This is a genomic window from Halomonas sp. TD01 (assembly GCF_923868895.1).
In the GTDB taxonomy this organism is placed as follows: domain Bacteria; phylum Pseudomonadota; class Gammaproteobacteria; order Pseudomonadales; family Halomonadaceae; genus Vreelandella.
In genome coordinates, this window is the sequence record NZ_OV350343.1 from 3,598,045 (window position 1) to 3,614,531 (window position 16,487).

Here is a 16,487-nt window from a genome sequence, read left to right on the forward strand (position 1 = left end):
TTAATCTCTTACCCGCACTAACAAGCCCTGCACATTAGCACGCTGCTTAATAATCGCCATTGCAGACTCACCGTCTTCAGACGTCGCATACGGACCAACATAAACAGAGGTAAGGTTATTATCGCGCTCGCGGAGATAGGTGTTGAAGCCTGCCTGAGTAAGCTGATCACTTAAACGCTGCGCGTTACCCGCTTCACCAAAGCTTCCCACTTGAACTGCCCATTCACCCTGGGAAGAAGACGTTGGACCAGCTGAATTCGATGACTCATTAGAGGAGCTGGTAGAGGAGCTTGTAGACGCGCTATTACGGTTATTTGCAGCCATTAATTCAGCGATGGGGTCGTTTGCGTCAGCGCTCTGAGTGTTCGAGCTACTGGCTTGATCTGTTTGTGGCTGCCTTGGATTGGCATCAATTGGCACGCTATTAGCTAAGCCATCTCCAGAACGATCCTCGCTGGAAGATGAGGACGTGTTGATAGATGACGGCATTTCCGGGATCGGAACGTCCTGCCGCGTTGCATCGACGGGCTGTTCAATAACAAACGTAGGTTGAGGGCGCTCTTCTCGTGGAGCAGGATCACTCATCAACCACGGCACGAAAATCGCCAACAGCGCGAGTAAAATGACAATACCACTGATGCGTTCCGTTTTACCGTATTTCATATCCCTCTCCATCAAGCTTAACAAGCACAGCGGCCGGGGCGATTAAGCTTGCGGCAGTGTCATTTCCAACAGGGCCGCAACTGTAAAAAACGAGCCAGTAACTAATACCCGGTCAGCGGGTGCCAGCTGTTTAGCAATTACTTGCACACCGGCCTCTGGGGAACTGGCGCAGTGATGCACATGCCCACCGAGAGACGTGATACGCGCGGCTAGCTCAGCGGCTGGTCGACCACGTTCACCCTCCAACGTCACGCACACCCAGTCGGTAATACGTGGTAACAAAGCGCTAATAACACCATCAGCGTCTTTATCATTTAGCATGCCGATCAACGCCCACTGACGACCACCTTCAGGCGCCAATGGCAGCCGCTTAGACACATAATCGGCCGCATGGGGGTTATGCCCGACATCCAAGCACCATTGCCCTATCCACTGCATACGCCCTGGTACTTGCACCCCATGAAGCGCACGACGGCAAGCGTCTGCATTTACCACTAATCCGCTAAGTATAAGTGCTTGGAGAGCCGTTGCCGCATTATCAATCGGCAAACCGGGATCAGGAAGATTTGTCAGAGAAATAACGTCTCCCTGACAGGTCAGCCCGCTCCAACTCCATTCAGACTGAGTATCAGCGCTTAAATTAGCAGGGTCATAATCAGAAGAGTGGCTAAAAACCTCGCCAAGGCAGTAGACAGGAGCGGCAATCGCATTGGCAGTCTCTGCCACACTGCTGGGCAGTAGCCGGCTGCCTAGCACCGCGGGTCTCGCAGTACGAAAAATGCCTGCTTTTTCTCGGCCAATTTGTGCAATGTCGGACCCGAGAAAATTGGCATGATCCTGAGCAATAGTGGTGACAATAGCAACGTCCGCATCGATGATATTGACGGCATCTAATCGACCACCCAGGCCAACTTCGAGTAGCGCTAAGTCGAGATTTTCCTGTGCTAGGCACCAGAGGGCGCACAACGTTCCCGCTTCAAAATAGGTTAAGCTAATTTCAGGCGCTTGTAGCCTTGCGTCCTCTACGCTAGAGAAGCCAGCAACTAGCCGTTGGTCATCAGCATGGTCACCGTCGATCGTGACACGTTCGTTATAGCGCACTAGATGGGGCGAAGTATAAGTACCCACCCGTAGACCGTGAGTGCGTGCAACAGCCTCCATCATGGCAAGGGTCGACCCCTTGCCATTAGTACCAGCCACCGTAATTACCTGTGTTGCAATCGGGCGACTTAGCAACCCCATGCGCTTGGCAACTTCAGCTACACGCTCAAGCCCCATATCAATCCCTACCGGGTGTAGAGTTTCAAGGTAGTCCAGCCATTCGGCTAAAGACCTAGGGGCCAATGAATTAGGGGTTGAAGATTTAGACATTGCGGGTCGAATCGTCGCTCTTAACAGTGCTGGCTTCGCTATGCGTTTCAGGCGTATTAACATCTGCTGCATCTGCTATGGGCGCTTCATCAACCAACGGCTCGTCAACTAATGCGTCGTCACTAACACTACCTTCGGTAGGCAGCGCGATATTGTGGGTCAGTTTACGCAGAACACCACCAATGCGAGTACGCATATCATGACGATGCACGATCATATCCACAGTGCCGTGCTCGAGCAGGAACTCACTGCGCTGGAAGCCTTCCGGCAGCGTTTCACGCACGGTTTGCTCAATAACCCGCGGGCCAGCAAAACCAATCAAAGCGTTGGGTTCAGCGATATTTAGATCGCCCAACATCGCTAGCGACGCGGAGACACCACCAAACACTGGATCCGTCAGAACGGAGATGTAAGGCACGCCTGATTGTTTGAGCTTTTCAAGTGCTGCTGACGTCTTAGCCATTTGCATCAGTGAAAACAGCGCTTCCTGCATCCGCGCCCCGCCAGAAGCAGCAAAGCAAATCAGAGGAAGTCGCTCTTCAAGAGCAACGGTCGCCGCGCGAACAAACTTCTCGCCCACCACTGCTCCCATTGAGCCGCCCATAAAGGTGAATTCAAAGGCAACAGCAACAACAGGAAGTCCGTCTAGCTCACCACGCATAGCGACCAGTGCATCTTTCTCACCGGTTTCTTTTTGGGCAGCCGCTAAACGGTCTTTGTATTTTTTAGAGTCGCGGAATTTCAAGCGATCGTTAGGCTCAATTTCAGCCGCGACCTCTTGTCGACCCTGTTTATCCAAAAACCAGTCCAAACGTTTACGCGCGGTCAACCGTAAATGGTGATCGCACTTGGGACATACGCTGTGGTGCTTCTCAAGCTCAGGGAGATAGAGAACCGCTTCGCACTTGGGACATTTACGCCAGAGGCCATCGGGCACGCTGGCGCGACGGTCTTTACGCTGGATACGCCCCATGGAGGGCACAATCTTGTCTAACCAGCTCATATCAAAAAGTTTCCGTATACGTCAATGCTTAGCAACGCCAAGCTTGATGAGTGTCGTCAATCAAAATTCAGTGTAGGCGATGAGGGAATGCGCTTAGGCATCCATCGCGGTGCGCATTTCGCCCAACACGCTTTTAAGCTGACCAGCAATGGTTTCAGGTGCGTCAACGCTTTCTGCAATGCGGTTCACTAGCGCACTGCCAACAATCACACCATCAGCGACTTTCGCTACTTCAGCGGCCGTCACACCATCACGGATACCGAAGCCAACACACAGTGGCAAGTCGGTCATTTCACGCAAAGGCGCGAGGTGCTCAGCCACATCGTCAGCGTTGAGTGTAGCAGCACCGGTAACGCCCTTAAGCGAAACATAATAGAGATAGCCCTCACCGTGAGCACATATTGTAGCGGCACGAGCATTGGAAGTGGTAGGCGCAACCAAGAAAATCGCTGCTAGATCGCGCGCTTTTAATAGCGGGCCGAACTCGTCAGCCTCTTCAGGCGGCATATCTACTACCAGCACGCCATCAACGCCAACGCTTGCCGCTTTATCAGCAAACGTTTCATAGCCAATCCGCTCTATCGGATTGAGATATCCCATCAATACGATAGGTGTTTTAGCATCCACTTGACGGAACTCAGCGACCATATCCAGCAGATCAACTAAGCGAGTGCCCTGCTTAAGCGCCCGCTCACAGGCTTTTTGAATCACCGGGCCGTCAGCCATTGGATCTGAAAACGGCACGCCAAGCTCAATAATATCAGCGCCCGCTTCTACCAGGGCATGCATAAAGCCCACGGTGTACTGAGGCGCAGGATCACCGGCGGTAATGTACGGGATCAAGGCCTTACGACCCTGCTCTTTTAATTCGGAAAAACGTTGGTCAATACGGTTCATGCTAGCCCTTAAAACTCAATGCCATCGATGTTCGCAACGGTCATGATATCTTTATCACCACGACCAGAAAGGTTGACCACGATATGCTGGTCAGGGCGCATGGTCGGGGCCAGCACCTTCGCATGGGCAAGCGCATGGGCAGATTCCAACGCTGGCATAATCCCTTCCATGTGCGTCAGCTCACGGAACGCTTCCAGCACTTCTTTATCGTTTGCCGCTACGTAGTTAACTCGGCCAACATCTTTCCATAGCGCGTGTTCAGGGCCAACACCTGGGTAGTCGAGCCCAGCAGAAATCGAGTGTGTGTCCGATACCTGCCCCGCTTCGTCAGACATCAAGTAAGTGCGGTTGCCGTGCAAAACACCACGTGGCGCGTTCGTCGAAAGCGGCGCGGCATGCCGGCCTGTTTCGATACCATCGCCACCAGCTTCGACACCGTACATAGCCACCGCATCATCTTCGACGAAGGGATAAAATAGGCCCAAGGCGTTAGAACCACCGCCTACACAGGCAATCAGCGCATCCGGCAGACGCCCAATTTGCGCTAATGACTGTTGGCGCGCTTCACGTCCCACTACCGAATTGAAATCACGCACCAGCTGCGGATAAGGATGCGGACCAGCCACGGTACCAATGATGTAGAACGTGTTATCAACGTTGGTGACCCAGTCACGCAATGCTTCATTCATCGCGTCTTTAAGCGTACGAGTGCCTGATTCCACAGGAATTACCCGCGCACCCAACAGGCGCATACGATAAACGTTCAATTTCTGACGCTGAACGTCTGCCGCCCCCATATAAACGTCACATTCCAGGCCTAAGCGAGCTGCCACTGTCGCCGTGGCAACACCGTGCTGGCCCGCACCGGTTTCAGCAATAACCCTGGGCTTGCCGGTTTTTTTGGCTAACAGCGCTTGGCCAATAGTGTTATTAACCTTGTGGGCACCCGTGTGGTTCAAGTCTTCACGCTTCAACCAAATTTGCGCGCCCCCTAGAGACTGTGACCATCGTTCAGCATGGTAAAGCGGCGATGGACGCCCTACATAATGGGCAAGATCACGGTCAAACTCAGCCTGGAAAGCGGGATCATCACGCAAACTCAGGTAGGTCTGCTCTAACTCTTCCAGGGCAAAGCTCAGGGTTTCCGACACAAACCGGCCGCCGTAGGGGCCAAAATGACCACGGGCATCCGGCATTCGGGTCAGGTCGCTGAACTTGGTTTCAGTCGCTGAGACAGTCACAGGCATACCTCACAAGATCGCCAGAACAGGCAAACAATAAATGAACTAACAATGAGGCGTAGTTGCCCGCAGGGCACGCTACGCAATGAGCTTATTGGGCGCTGGCTAACGCCACATTTTGAACAAAAGATGCCATTAACTCGGCATCTTTTATGCCGTGGGACATTTCTATACCACCAGAAACATCAACCGCATAAGGCACTACTTGGTTAACCGCAGAAGCCACATTATCAACCGATAACCCACCAGCCAGGATAACAGGTTTTTCTAAGGTTGCGGGAATTCTAGACCAATCAAAGGTCTCTCCGGTTCCTCCTGGGATGCCAGGACGATAGGCATCTAACAGCAACGCTTGGGCGTGTGAATAGTCAGCTGCCGCTTGATGCAGGTCGATATCATCACGCATGCGCAGTGCTTTAATCCAAGGCCGCCCGAACTGCTGGCAGAACGAGGCTGGCTCATCACCATGAAACTGGATTAAATCCAAATAAGGTAAACACCGCTCAATGAATTCAACGGGCTGGTTAACAAATAACCCTACCCGCGTCACAAACGCAGGTACTCGCACTGCCAGCTCTTCAAGCAACTCCGGCGTTATGCTTCGAGCGCTCTTAGGCCACATTACAAAGCCCAGCGCGTCCACACCAAGCGATGCTGCCAGCGCCACATCCTCATGGCGGGTTAAGCCACAGAACTTGATTCGCGTGCGGGCTAAATATGCGCTCATGACGACACCCCCTGCTGATCTAAAGGCTCCTGCTTCTTAAATGTTAGCTTGCGCCTAGCAGCAATACGGGGATTATCAGGCAGCTCACGCTCACCGGTCCACTCGCCGGTAAATGCAAGCAGGTTAGGACCTAGCGGCTCTTTGGGCAGATCAAATCGCTCATCATAGAGTGAGTCTACGAAATGAAGGCCACAAGCCGGTGCGGTGACATCGCCTTTACGGCGATTCTTAAGCGCCAGCAAGCGTTCAATATGCCCCTCATCCTGGGAACCGCGCCCTACGCTGACCAATGCCCCCGCAATATTGCGAATCATATGATGCAAAAAAGCATTGCCCTGAATATCAATGACCACTATCGGCCCATAGCGTTTCACTTCTACAAAGTGCATTTGCCGCCAAGGCGTTTTGGACTGGCAGCCCGCCGCCCGAAAGCTACTAAAGTCATGCTCGCCCACCAAGGCCTGCGCCGCTCGATGCATAGCATCGGCATCTAGCGGGTCTCGGCACCAAGTTACGTTGTGGCGTTCTAGCACCGGGCGGCTAATTTGATTCAATAAAATATAACGATAGCGACGCCCAAGCGCGCCTAGACGGGAATGGAAGTCGTCGGACACTGGCTTTACCCAGCGCACAGCGACGTCTCTGGGAAGATTGGTATTGCTGCCAAAAATCCAGGCTTTTTCAGAACGCTGAACAGGCGGGTCAAAATGGATGACTTGCCGCGTGGCATGCACACCAGAATCGGTTCGACCACTGGCATGAATACGCACTGGCGCACTGGCCACTTTCTCCAGGGCATCTTCCACCGCTTGCTGAACAGATGCTGCATGCTTCAAACGCTGAAAGCCGCAAAAGCGCGTACCATCATATTCAATGCCCATCGCTAGGCGCCCCACCAGGGGCTTTGTTTCGTCAAAATGGTAAAACAGCGTCATGAAGCCACGTCACATAGAAGATATTTAAGGTGTACCATTATCCCGACGTCGCGGCTCGAATGCCACCTCTTCGATTTCCCATTCATCCTCAGCAGCCTTTCGCTTTTGCTCTGCAGCTGCTTTAGCCACGTCACCCTCTTGTTCAGAAGAAACATAGTCCCATGTAAAATCTACCGTGGGCTGCATAGGAGTCTCTGCCGGCTGCTCTCGGGGCTCGATCGAAGGCGGCTCATAATCAATCGTACCGGCTCGCCGTCCCTCATCGCTCTGCGAGGGCACTTCGACTGGCTCAGGAGTGTCTAAAAAAGCGTTATCAAGCGCCAGTTCATCCTCATCCGTTTGGCCCGTTTCGTCTTGCTTCTCTTTCAGCGGCGTAAACAATTCAGATATCGGTTCTTCTTGCGCAATTTGCTCTGGTTCAGACTGCTCTGGTTCAAATTGCCTTGGTTCAACGTACTTTGTCTCAACCTGCTCCGGAACACTTCGCTCTGAGGTTTCGAGTGGTCCGTCGATAGGCTTGGTTTCAGCAACGGCATTAGGTCGTGGCGCGTCTGCAGGCGAGGCTAAGGGGACGTCTTCCCACTGCCGTTCACGACGCTTACGCGACCATACTAGCGCTCCTAACAAAAGCGCCAGGGCGATGCTAGCAAGCGGCCATTGATACGCAGAAATGCGATTAACGATCGTTTCAAAGCTACTCTTTGAGCGACTGGTGTTCGACGCCTCACTGGAGGCAGTACGCCCCCCTGCATTGCTTGCCGTCAGCGCGGCACTGCTCGCCAGCGCATCAGACATTTCAGTGGTTTGCTGAAGTTCACGCTGAGAAGCGTCTAATGCTTGAGTTAGCGAAGCCATCTCTTGACGCAGCGTGGCTAGCTCATCGCGCATTTGGTCGCGCTCATCCAGTAAGGCTTGCAGCCTAGCCTGGCTTTCTAATAGCTGCTCAGCTAACGCTTGCTCTTCGACGACGGCCTCATCAGCCTCAGACATTTCCTGAGATTGATTAGCGCCCTGATCGTCACTCACCATAGCGGGCCCACCAGTCGGCTCCTGGCTCGAATCATTTTGGTCTTCAGGTGTTTCTTGGGGTTCTTCAGCCACCTGCCGACTTACAGGCTGACGCATCGCCTGAATCGCCTGCGCGGCATTACTGGGCGTGCGTAAGGTTATCTGCTGACGACTGGGAACATTGAGCGTCTGCCCCGCACGGAGTTCATCCACATTGCCCGTAGGGAACGCACTGGGGTTGGCCTCTAAAAGCGCCATCATCATTTGTTGAATGGTAACGTCGGCTGGCTTCACCCTTGCGGCAACGCCCCCCAGAGTATCGCCACTTGCGACGTAGGCAATATCTCGTGCGGCTTGTGCAGTAGCGACAGGCGCTCGGCTAATCACTTCGGGCGTGCTAATGGCGTCAGCGGGACTGTCCATCGCGTACTCAGGCGGATCAAACAGCAGCGTTAAAGCGCGCGTCTGACGCCCTTCAGGCGAGGAAATGGTTAGCAGTAGATCCAACCACGGCTCATGAATTGCCTGGGAAGAGCGCAGCAGCAGACGATGCCCGTTAGGCTGCTCTTGAATCTGAACACTGACGCTTGCCGTGAGAGGCGTCCACTCTAAACCCAGCGCCCTAAACGCCGATTCGTTCGCCACGTCAACACGTAAGTCACTTAGCGCGAATCGCTCGCTTTCCTGAAGTGGCACTGTTGCTTCAAGCGGCGCATCTAACGGCGAATTTACCGTTGCTTGGCCCAACCCGAGAGCCAGCGCTAGCGGGCTAACGGTACTGAGCGATAGCCACAACAACTTTGCCAACTTTTTTCTCATTCACGCCCCGACTGCTTTTCGTTGTTAGTGCCACCCTCATACGAATGGATCAAGCATCAATGCCATGGAGTAAACCGTTTTTACCACACCTTGTCTATTACTACCTACCTGTCGCTAACTACCTGTCACTAGCTATGATCATCACCTGCATATTACAACTATAAAATCGTCTATTACTTGGCATCAACGGTACATTAAGAGCCAATGTGAGCATACAAAAACGGGAAGCTGCGAACAGCTTCCCGTTTATTTTCAACGTCTTTACCTAAAGTGTGGCGTGCTTACTGCTCGCGTAGAATTTTCAGCATACGCTTGAGCGGTTCGGCCGCACCCCACAACAACTGGTCACCAACACTGAATGCAGACAGATACTCGCCGCCCATATTAAGCTTGCGTAAGCGACCGACCGGAACTTGCAGCGTACCTGTCGCAGCGGCAGGCGTTAGCCCAGCAACAGTAGCGTCTTTGTCGTTCGGGATCAGTTGAACCCACTCATTATGCTTAGCGATGCGATCTTCGATCTCGTCAAGCGGCACGTCTTGCTTAAGCTTGATGGTGAACGCTTGGCTATGAGAACGCATAGCACCGATGCGCACGCAAAGACCATCGATGGGGATCGGGTTGTTTTCGAGACCTAAGATCTTGTTGGTCTCAACACTACCTTTCCACTCTTCGCGGCTTTGGCCATTATCAAGCTTGGTATCGATCCATGGCAGCAGGCTGCCCGCTAGCGGCGCACCGAAATTATCCGTGGGGAAGTCACCACTGCGCATAGCGGCAGTCACTTTACGGTCGATATCCAGAATCGCGCTAGAGGTATCTTTAAGCTCTTCGCCAACGCTATCGCGCAATTGACCCATCTGGTTCAACAGTTCGCGCATGTGCTTGGCGCCTGAACCGGAAGCTGCTTGGTACGTCATGGAGGTCATCCACTCAACCATGTCAGCTTCGAACAAGCCACCCAGCCCCATCAGCATCAAGCTGACCGTACAGTTACCGCCAACAAAGGTTTTAGCACCCTTCGCTAGCTGCGCATCAATCACCTTGCGGTTAACTGGATCCAGAACAATGGTCGCTTCATCTTCCATGCGCAGGGTACTGGCCGCATCGATCCAGTAGCCTTTCCAGCCCGCCTCACGCAGGTCTTTATAAACCGGCTTGGTGTAATCGCCACCTTGACAGGTAACCACCACGTCCAGTGCTTTCAACGCTTCAATATCAAACGCATCTTTCAGCGGAGGCACGTCCACGCCGATATCGGGGCCAGGCTGACCAACTTGGGAGGTGGTAAAAAATACCGGTTCAATACCGTTAAAATCACCATCTTCCTGCATGCGCTGCATCAGCACCGAGCCAACCATGCCACGCCATCCCACGAAACCGACTTTCAACATGTGAAGTCCTCCAACTAAGAATGAGAGCGATATTATACACAAATATTAGACACAACGTCGGCCACCCTAGGGTGGCCGACTGCTAATACCTTTCAGCGTCAGTTAGTTAGCACGCTTTATACGTAATTTAATTTTTTGCGAAGGCCGCCAATACCGCATCACCCATCTCATTGGTAGAGACACGGCGCGTCCCTTCTGAGGCAATGTCAGCAGTGCGCAAACCATCATCCAACACGCTGCCAACAGCAGCTTCAATGCGCTCAGCCATGGCGGTTTCATTTAATGAATAGCGCAACATCATCGCAACCGACAGCATCATCGCTAACGGGTTAGCAATATTCTGCCCAGCGATATCCGGCGCGCTACCGTGGCAAGGCTCGTACATGCCCTGCCCACTCTCGTTTAGCGACGCTGATGGCAACATGCCAATAGAGCCGGTAAGCATGGCAGCGGCATCGGAAAGAATATCGCCAAACATGTTGCCCGTCACTACCACATCAAACTGTTTCGGCGCGCGCACCAGCTGCATGGCGGCGTTATCCACGTACATATGGGAAAGCTCAACATCCGGGTACTCTGGTGCTAAACGCTCCATCACTTCACGCCACAGAATAGTGACTTCCAATACGTTGGCTTTATCTACCGAGCAGAGTTTTTTGCCGCGCTTCTGAGCCATTTCAAAGGCGACGCGACCAATACGCTCAATTTCGCTTTCAGAGTAGATGTAGGTGTTAAAACCCACCCGCTCGCCGTTGCGCTCTTCAATGCCACGTGGCTGGCCGAAATAAATGCCACCGGTGAGCTCGCGGACAATCATAATATCCAGCCCAGCCACTAACTCCGGCTTCAAGCTAGAAGCACTAGCCAACTGAGGATAAAGCATGGCCGGACGCAGGTTGCCGAACAAACCTAAGTTTTTCCGCAGACCTAGCAGGCCTTTTTCAGGACGTTTGGAAAGGTCTTCGAGCTTGTCCCACTTAGGACCACCAACAGCGCCCAGCAAAATAGCACTGGCTGCCTTGGCTTTTTCAAGAGTTTCAGCAGGCAGTGGCTCACCGTGAACATCGTAAGCAGAGCCTCCGACAAGGCCTTCTTCGACGTCGATATCCAAACCAGCTTCCTGGCAGGCCTTCAGCAAGCGAGCCGCCTGAGCCGCAATTTCGGGGCCAATACCGTCACCCGGCAGCAGTAATACCTTATGAGTCATGCAGTTTCCTTAGCATTTCAAACGTTAAAGGTGAATTAACACTTACGCAGGCTGACGGAACAACCACGGACGCTGCTGGCGGTGTTTTTCTTCAAACGCGCGAATTGCGTCTTCGTCCTGCAGAGTAATACCAATATCGTCCAAGCCGTTCAGCAGGCAGTGCTTACGGAACGCATCCACCTCAAATTCGAGAATTTCGCCACCAGGTGTAATAACCCGCTGGTTTTCTAAATCTACGTCTAATTGATAGCCTTCACTGTTTTCCACTTCCGCGAACAGGCGGTCAACGACGCCTTCTTCCAAGGCAATCAGCAAGATGCCGTTTTTGAAAGCGTTGTTGTAGAAAATATCGGCAAAACTTGGCGCAATCACCGCTTTGAAACCAAAATCTTCCAGTGCCCACGGGGCGTGCTCGCGGGAACTACCACAGCCAAAGTTGCGGCGCGCCAGTAACACTTCAGCGCCTTGGTACCGCGGTTGGTTCAAGACAAAATCTGGGTTCAGCGGACGCTGCGAACAGTCTTGTCCCGGCTGGCCTTCATCCAGGTAGCGCAGTTCATCAAACAGGTTAACGCCAAAGCCGGTGCGCTTGATCGACTTCAAAAACTGCTTCGGAATAATCAGATCGGTATCGACATTAGCACGGTCAAGCGGCGCTACGATTCCTTCTAAACGTTCAAACTTTTTCATGGCTTAGGCCTCCTGCGCGTGGCTAGTGTCGTTAGCGGGTAAAGTACGTACATCAACAAAGTGACCAGCAATCGCTGCCGCCGCAGCCATCGCAGGGCTCACCAGGTGTGTGCGACCACCGTAACCCTGCCGACCTTCAAAATTACGGTTAGACGTTGATGCACAGTGCTCACCAGCACCCAACTTGTCGGCATTCATTGCCAAACACATTGAACAACCCGGCTCGCGCCACTCAAAGCCTGCTTCAATAAAGATTTTATCCAAGCCCTCTGCTTCTGCCTGGCGTTTTACCAAGCCAGAGCCCGGCACCACCATAGCCAGCTTAATAGAGTCAGCGACTTTATTGCCTTTCGCTACCTTGGCCGCTTCGCGTAAATCTTCAATACGCGAGTTAGTACAGGAGCCAATAAATACTTTATCGAGCTTGATATCGGTAATTTTCTGGTTAGCCTGCAAGCCCATATATTCGAGGGCGCGCGCGTGGCTGCGCTGCACGGTGTCATCCAACGCGGCTTGGGGATCTGGCACTTGGCCAGAAATACCGGTGACCATTTCAGGACTGGTGCCCCAACTAACCTGAGGCTCGATCTCTTCAGCTTGCAGAGTAACTACTTTATCGAACTGCGCATCGGCATCGGAAACCAGATTACGCCAGTCCGCCACAGCCCCTTCCCACTGCTCGGCGGTGGGCGCAAACGGACGCTCGGCAAGGTAGTCAATCGTTGTATCATCGACGGCAATCAGGCCCACACGAGCACCAGCTTCAATCGCCATGTTGCATACGGTCATGCGACCTTCCATAGAGAGCGACTCAATCGCGCTGCCCGCAAACTCAATAGCATACCCTGTACCACCAGCGGTGCCGATCTTACCGATAATCGCCAACACCACGTCTTTAGCGGTCACGCCCAGGCCAAGCTCGCCTTCCACGCGCACCTGCATGTTCTTCATCTTTTGCGCCAGCAAACACTGGGTCGCCATGACATGTTCAACTTCCGAGGTGCCGATACCATGGGCCAAGGCCCCAAACGCACCGTGGGTAGCGGTGTGGGAGTCGCCACACACCACGGTCATACCGGGTAACGTTGCGCCCTGCTCTGGGCCTACCACGTGCACGATACCCTGGCGCGGGTCGTTGATTTTGAACTCTTCAATGCCGTATTCAAGGCAGTTATCGTCCAGGGTTTGCACCTGAATTAACGATACCGGGTCTTTAATACCGCTATTGCCTTCAGCACGCTCTTTTACCGTCGTGGGCACGTTGTGATCAGGCGTTGCCAAGTTGGCATCTAAACGCCAGGGCTTACGATTAGCCAAGCGCAGGCCTTCAAACGCCTGGGGCGAAGTGACTTCGTGAAGCAACTGACGGTCGATGTAAATCAACGCCGTGCCGTCGTCGCGCTGTTTCACCAAGTGCTGATTCCAGAGTTTGTCGTAAAGCGTTTGACCTGACATGTTGCTCTCCTGGGCATTGCCCTGCTAGTTCGGTATGGCAGCCTCTACGTGCTGCTTATATGTCTATGCAGGCAGTGTCACGCGAGTCGCGCATAAAAGCAATTCATGTTATTCATAGATTAGATTCCAAATTGGAATACTTATTCAGCAGCATCTATCTAGAAATGCCTATCTAGAAATACCTGTTCAGGGAGTCGCAAGTGGATACTCAAAGCCTGCAAGCATTTCTGGCCGTTGCCGAAACCCAGAGCTTTTCCCGCGCAGCAGAACAGCTGTATTTAACACAGCCAGCGGTAAGCAAACGCATCGCCACTCTGGAAGACCAACTTGGCACCCGGTTGTTTGACCGCATCGGGCGGCGGATTGCGCTGACCGAAGCGGGCAATGTGTTGCTTCCTAAAGCACAGCACATACTGTTTACCGTGGAAGATAGCCGCCGCGCACTCGCCAACCTTTCCGGCCAAGTAGGCGGTAAGCTTACGCTCGCCACCAGTCACCACATCGGTCTGCACCGACTGCCACCGCTTTTAAAGCAGTACACTCATCGCCACCCGGAAGTAGCGTTAGACCTGCACTTTCTAGACTCAGAGCTAGCCTACCAAGGGGTGATGGACGGCACGCTGGAGATGGCAATCGTCACTCTCGCCCCCCATCCCGTCGAACAACTGCACGTGGTCGAGCTATGGCGCGACCGGCTGTGTTTTGTCTGCGCCACCGACCACCCACTGGCTCAGCGTATCCGCCACACCAGCAGCCCGCTCAGCTTGGCTGAATTATGTGAATTCAATTGCGTGCTGCCAGGGGCAAAAACCTTTACCCGCACCTTAATTGGCCAACGTTTTGCCGAAGCGGGCATGCAACTTCCTGTCAGCATGGCGACAAACTATTTAGAAACGCTGAAAATGATGTGTAGCGTGGGCCTTGGCTGGAGCCTGCTACCTGAAAGCATGATCGATAGGGAACTGATTGAACTTAACGTAGACACCGCCCCCATCCAGCGCCCACTGGGTTATCTCGTCCACACCAACCGTACGCTTTCCAATGCCGCTAAAAAAATGATTGAAGAACTGGAAGGCGCGTGACCTTTAGCAAAAAAAACCGCCATGACAGACACATGGCGGATCAAGAAGAGTGAGTCAATTAAGAGCCTGATCAGACCGTCAAGCTCAGCGGCATTCTCTTAAGCCTCAAGGCGCTTGCCTTCCAGATTTTGACAAAGCGCCGCCAGCCTATCGACCGCCTGCATCAGCACCTCATCCGGCACCGTCAGCGCTAGCCGAATTAAGTGGGTAGCGCTATCGCCGAAAGAGACGCCCGGCATTACCGCCACGCCCTGCTCTTCGAGCAGACGCCAAGCGAAGGCCTCACCGTCCAAGCCTGTCTTGGAAACATCAATCATCAGGAACATACCGCCCTGAGGCAGGCTTGACGACAGCAGTGGTAATCCATTAATGGCTTCGTGCAGAAGCTTTGCACGCCGTCCCAGAGCATCCCGCAAGCGGTCAGCGGTATCGAAATGCTGACGCAGGGCAACTTCGGTCATGTCAGCGATAAACGGCTGGTTACCAAACAGCATGGTCTCCGAGATCGGCAGTAACCGCCGGGAGAACTCCACCGGGCCGATAGACCAACCACTGCGGAAACCGGTGGCAGCATGACTCTTGGAGATTGAGGACACCACGATAGTACGCTCACGCAACGCTTCGATTTCCAGCGGCGAGACGAAATCGCCATCAAAGATCAGTGCCTCATAAACTTCATCGCAGAGAATCCACAGATCATGCTCAATGCATAGCTGGCCCAACTGCTCCAGGGTCTCGCGATCAAGCACCGCACCGGTGGGGTTATGCGGTGTATTGAGCATCAGCACCCGACTTTCGGGGGTGATAGCGGCAGCGAGGTCTTCGGGCTGCATGATGAAGCCATGCTCCATGCGCAGTGGCACTGGCTGCAAATGCGCGCCCGCGGCGCGAATCACCCCTTCGTAAGTGGCATAGTAGGGGTCGCCAGTGATCACTCCTTCACCTTCACCGGCCAACGCCAGAATCACCGCGAATAGCGCGGTTTGGGTACCCGGGAAGCACAGTACATTCTCTTCGCCGATATCAGGGAAGCGAGGGGCATAGGTGTCAATCAATGCATCCACCAAGCCCGGCTCACCTCGACCGTTAGAATAGCGAGTTCGCCCAGCCCGCAAGGCATCGATGCAGTGCTCAACCAAGGCGGGGTCGGTGGTGATATCCGGTTCACCGATACTCAATTCAATAAGCGCTTCACCCTTTGCTTGGCGCGCTCTGGCGGCATTGTGAACCGCCCATTTGTCGCTGCCTAAATCGTAAAGGCGATCGGTAATCGCTGCGTAGCGCATTAGACGTTTCCTATCGTGTTGCGGGTTGAGAAGACAATGAGTCGACAGAGACATGCTGCATCAGGGTGTTACTAGGTAGCGCGAGGATTCCCTCTGCGGCACTCAGCGCGATCTTTGGCAGTAGCGCAGTATCATAAAGGCCGTGCCCCAGCCCTCCTTCCATCCACAAACCATCAATAAGCGCATTCAGCGCGATAGCGTAGTGCTGGCAAGTGACGGGGTCTGCCGGACGCTGCAGTGCCAATAGCAGCGGATGAATCAGTGTTTCCAAGAGAACCAGAAACTCACGGTAGCTTTCGCGATGAATATCAGCGTATTCGGGCTCGGTTCGTACGCGGCCGATAAACGTCGCCCACAGCGCCACCTTGCGGGGAGACAGGTTAGGCGACGTGACATTGGCGACAATAAAGCGTGCCAAACGCTGCTCGGGCGCCTCTCCGGCCTTCTCGGCAGACTCCTCTGCCTCACTGGTCAGCTGCCCGATCAGATAACCGTAAGCGGCACTCACCATGGCATCCTTAGAGCCGAAATAGTGGCGGATAAGACCTGCTGTCACACCGGCACGCTCAGCCACGCGTCGTGCACTGGCTCCGCTCATGCCATGCTCAGCGACACAGTCTAAGGTGGCCTCGAGCAAACTGCGGCGCCGCGCGTCCATTGACCAACGTTGAAATGATTTCCTGCTCATAATTCCCATCGTTTCCGGTAA

15 protein-coding genes are annotated in these 16,487 nt (G+C 53.6%); 1 reads left to right on the forward strand and 14 read right to left on the reverse strand.

The genetic code is table 11. The features are described 5' to 3' along the window. The 12 genes from L1X57_RS16330 to leuC all read right to left on the reverse strand — a co-directional run bounded on the left by L1X57_RS16330 (position 1) and on the right by leuC (position 13,410). A complete protein-coding gene (locus tag L1X57_RS16330; RefSeq protein ID WP_009723457.1) occupies positions 1-663 on the reverse strand; it encodes an SPOR domain-containing protein in 663 nt (220 codons plus the stop codon). A 42-nt stretch (positions 664-705) separates the two neighbouring features. Further along, entirely contained in the window at positions 706-2,034 is a 1,329-nt protein-coding gene (gene folC / locus L1X57_RS16335; protein ID WP_039869115.1) for a bifunctional tetrahydrofolate synthase/dihydrofolate synthase, read from the reverse strand. After that, complete coding sequence (gene accD / locus L1X57_RS16340; RefSeq protein WP_009723459.1) at positions 2,027-3,037, reverse strand: acetyl-CoA carboxylase, carboxyltransferase subunit beta; 1,011 nt, start codon at positions 3,035-3,037, stop codon at positions 2,027-2,029. The genes folC and accD overlap by 8 nt, the downstream gene beginning before the upstream one ends. 93 nt (positions 3,038-3,130) lie before the next feature. Next, entirely contained in the window at positions 3,131-3,934 is an 804-nt protein-coding gene (trpA, locus tag L1X57_RS16345) for a tryptophan synthase subunit alpha (protein ID WP_009723460.1), read from the reverse strand. An 8-nt stretch (positions 3,935-3,942) separates the two neighbouring features. Then, complete coding sequence (gene trpB, locus L1X57_RS16350; protein ID WP_009723461.1) at positions 3,943-5,181, reverse strand: tryptophan synthase subunit beta; 1,239 nt, start codon at positions 5,179-5,181, stop codon at positions 3,943-3,945. Between the two features lie 85 nt (positions 5,182-5,266). After that, positions 5,267-5,902, reverse strand: a complete 636-nt coding sequence (locus L1X57_RS16355; RefSeq protein WP_009723462.1) for a phosphoribosylanthranilate isomerase — start codon at positions 5,900-5,902, stop codon at positions 5,267-5,269. Further along, on the reverse strand, positions 5,899-6,837 hold the full coding sequence (truA, locus tag L1X57_RS16360; protein ID WP_009723463.1) for a tRNA pseudouridine(38-40) synthase TruA: 939 nt from the start codon (positions 6,835-6,837) through the stop codon (positions 5,899-5,901). The genes L1X57_RS16355 and truA overlap by 4 nt, the downstream gene beginning before the upstream one ends. Before the next feature lie 24 nt (positions 6,838-6,861). Continuing rightward, positions 6,862-8,652, reverse strand: a complete 1,791-nt coding sequence (locus tag L1X57_RS16365; RefSeq protein WP_039869118.1) for a type IV pilus assembly protein FimV — start codon at positions 8,650-8,652, stop codon at positions 6,862-6,864. Between the two features lie 293 nt (positions 8,653-8,945). Continuing rightward, positions 8,946-10,058 carry an aspartate-semialdehyde dehydrogenase gene (gene asd / locus L1X57_RS16370; protein ID WP_009723465.1) on the reverse strand — a complete coding sequence of 371 codons (1,113 nt, stop codon included), beginning with the start codon at positions 10,056-10,058 and terminating at the stop codon, positions 8,946-8,948. Between the two features lie 127 nt (positions 10,059-10,185). Beyond that, the gene (leuB, locus tag L1X57_RS16375; RefSeq protein WP_009723466.1) at positions 10,186-11,265 is read right to left on the reverse strand and encodes a 3-isopropylmalate dehydrogenase; all 1,080 of its coding nucleotides are present in this window, start codon (positions 11,263-11,265) and stop codon (positions 10,186-10,188) included. 42 nt (positions 11,266-11,307) lie between these two features. Further along, positions 11,308-11,955, reverse strand: coding sequence for a 3-isopropylmalate dehydratase small subunit (gene leuD, locus L1X57_RS16380; protein ID WP_009723467.1), 648 nt, complete (start codon positions 11,953-11,955; stop codon positions 11,308-11,310). Positions 11,956-11,958: 3 nt separating this feature from the next. After that, entirely contained in the window at positions 11,959-13,410 is a 1,452-nt protein-coding gene (gene leuC / locus L1X57_RS16385) for a 3-isopropylmalate dehydratase large subunit (protein WP_009723468.1), read from the reverse strand. A 200-nt stretch (positions 13,411-13,610) separates the two neighbouring features. Here leuC and L1X57_RS16390 point away from each other — a divergent pair, with 200 nt between their 5' ends. Further along, on the forward strand, positions 13,611-14,492 hold the full coding sequence (locus L1X57_RS16390; RefSeq protein WP_234667792.1) for a LysR family transcriptional regulator: 882 nt from the start codon (positions 13,611-13,613) through the stop codon (positions 14,490-14,492). A gap of 98 nt (positions 14,493-14,590) precedes the next feature. Here the strand turns inward: L1X57_RS16390 and L1X57_RS16395 are convergent, their stop codons facing one another. Continuing rightward, a complete protein-coding gene (locus L1X57_RS16395; RefSeq protein ID WP_009723470.1) occupies positions 14,591-15,778 on the reverse strand; it encodes a pyridoxal phosphate-dependent aminotransferase in 1,188 nt (395 codons plus the stop codon). A gap of 10 nt (positions 15,779-15,788) precedes the next feature. Further along, the gene (locus tag L1X57_RS16400; protein ID WP_039869121.1) at positions 15,789-16,466 is read right to left on the reverse strand and encodes a TetR family transcriptional regulator C-terminal domain-containing protein; all 678 of its coding nucleotides are present in this window, start codon (positions 16,464-16,466) and stop codon (positions 15,789-15,791) included. Positions 16,467-16,487: the final 21 nt, after the last annotated feature.

Coding starts and splice junctions, on each gene's coding strand:
- L1X57_RS16330 (WP_009723457.1), bottom strand. CDS start 663: ATGAAATACGGTAAAACGGAACGCATCAGTGGTATTGTCATTTTACTC.
- folC (WP_039869115.1), bottom strand. CDS start 2,034: ATGTCTAAATCTTCAACCCCTAATTCATTGGCCCCTAGGTCTTTAGCC.
- accD (WP_009723459.1), bottom strand. CDS start 3,037: ATGAGCTGGTTAGACAAGATTGTGCCCTCCATGGGGCGTATCCAGCGT.
- trpA (WP_009723460.1), bottom strand. CDS start 3,934: ATGAACCGTATTGACCAACGTTTTTCCGAATTAAAAGAGCAGGGTCGT.
- trpB (WP_009723461.1), bottom strand. CDS start 5,181: ATGCCTGTGACTGTCTCAGCGACTGAAACCAAGTTCAGCGACCTGACC.
- L1X57_RS16355 (WP_009723462.1), bottom strand. CDS start 5,902: ATGAGCGCATATTTAGCCCGCACGCGAATCAAGTTCTGTGGCTTAACC.
- truA (WP_009723463.1), bottom strand. CDS start 6,837: ATGACGCTGTTTTACCATTTTGACGAAACAAAGCCCCTGGTGGGGCGC.
- asd (WP_009723465.1), bottom strand. CDS start 10,058: ATGTTGAAAGTCGGTTTCGTGGGATGGCGTGGCATGGTTGGCTCGGTG.
- leuB (WP_009723466.1), bottom strand. CDS start 11,265: ATGACTCATAAGGTATTACTGCTGCCGGGTGACGGTATTGGCCCCGAA.
- leuD (WP_009723467.1), bottom strand. CDS start 11,955: ATGAAAAAGTTTGAACGTTTAGAAGGAATCGTAGCGCCGCTTGACCGT.
- leuC (WP_009723468.1), bottom strand. CDS start 13,410: ATGTCAGGTCAAACGCTTTACGACAAACTCTGGAATCAGCACTTGGTG.
- L1X57_RS16395 (WP_009723470.1), bottom strand. CDS start 15,778: ATGCGCTACGCAGCGATTACCGATCGCCTTTACGATTTAGGCAGCGAC.
- L1X57_RS16400 (WP_039869121.1), bottom strand. CDS start 16,466: ATGAGCAGGAAATCATTTCAACGTTGGTCAATGGACGCGCGGCGCCGC.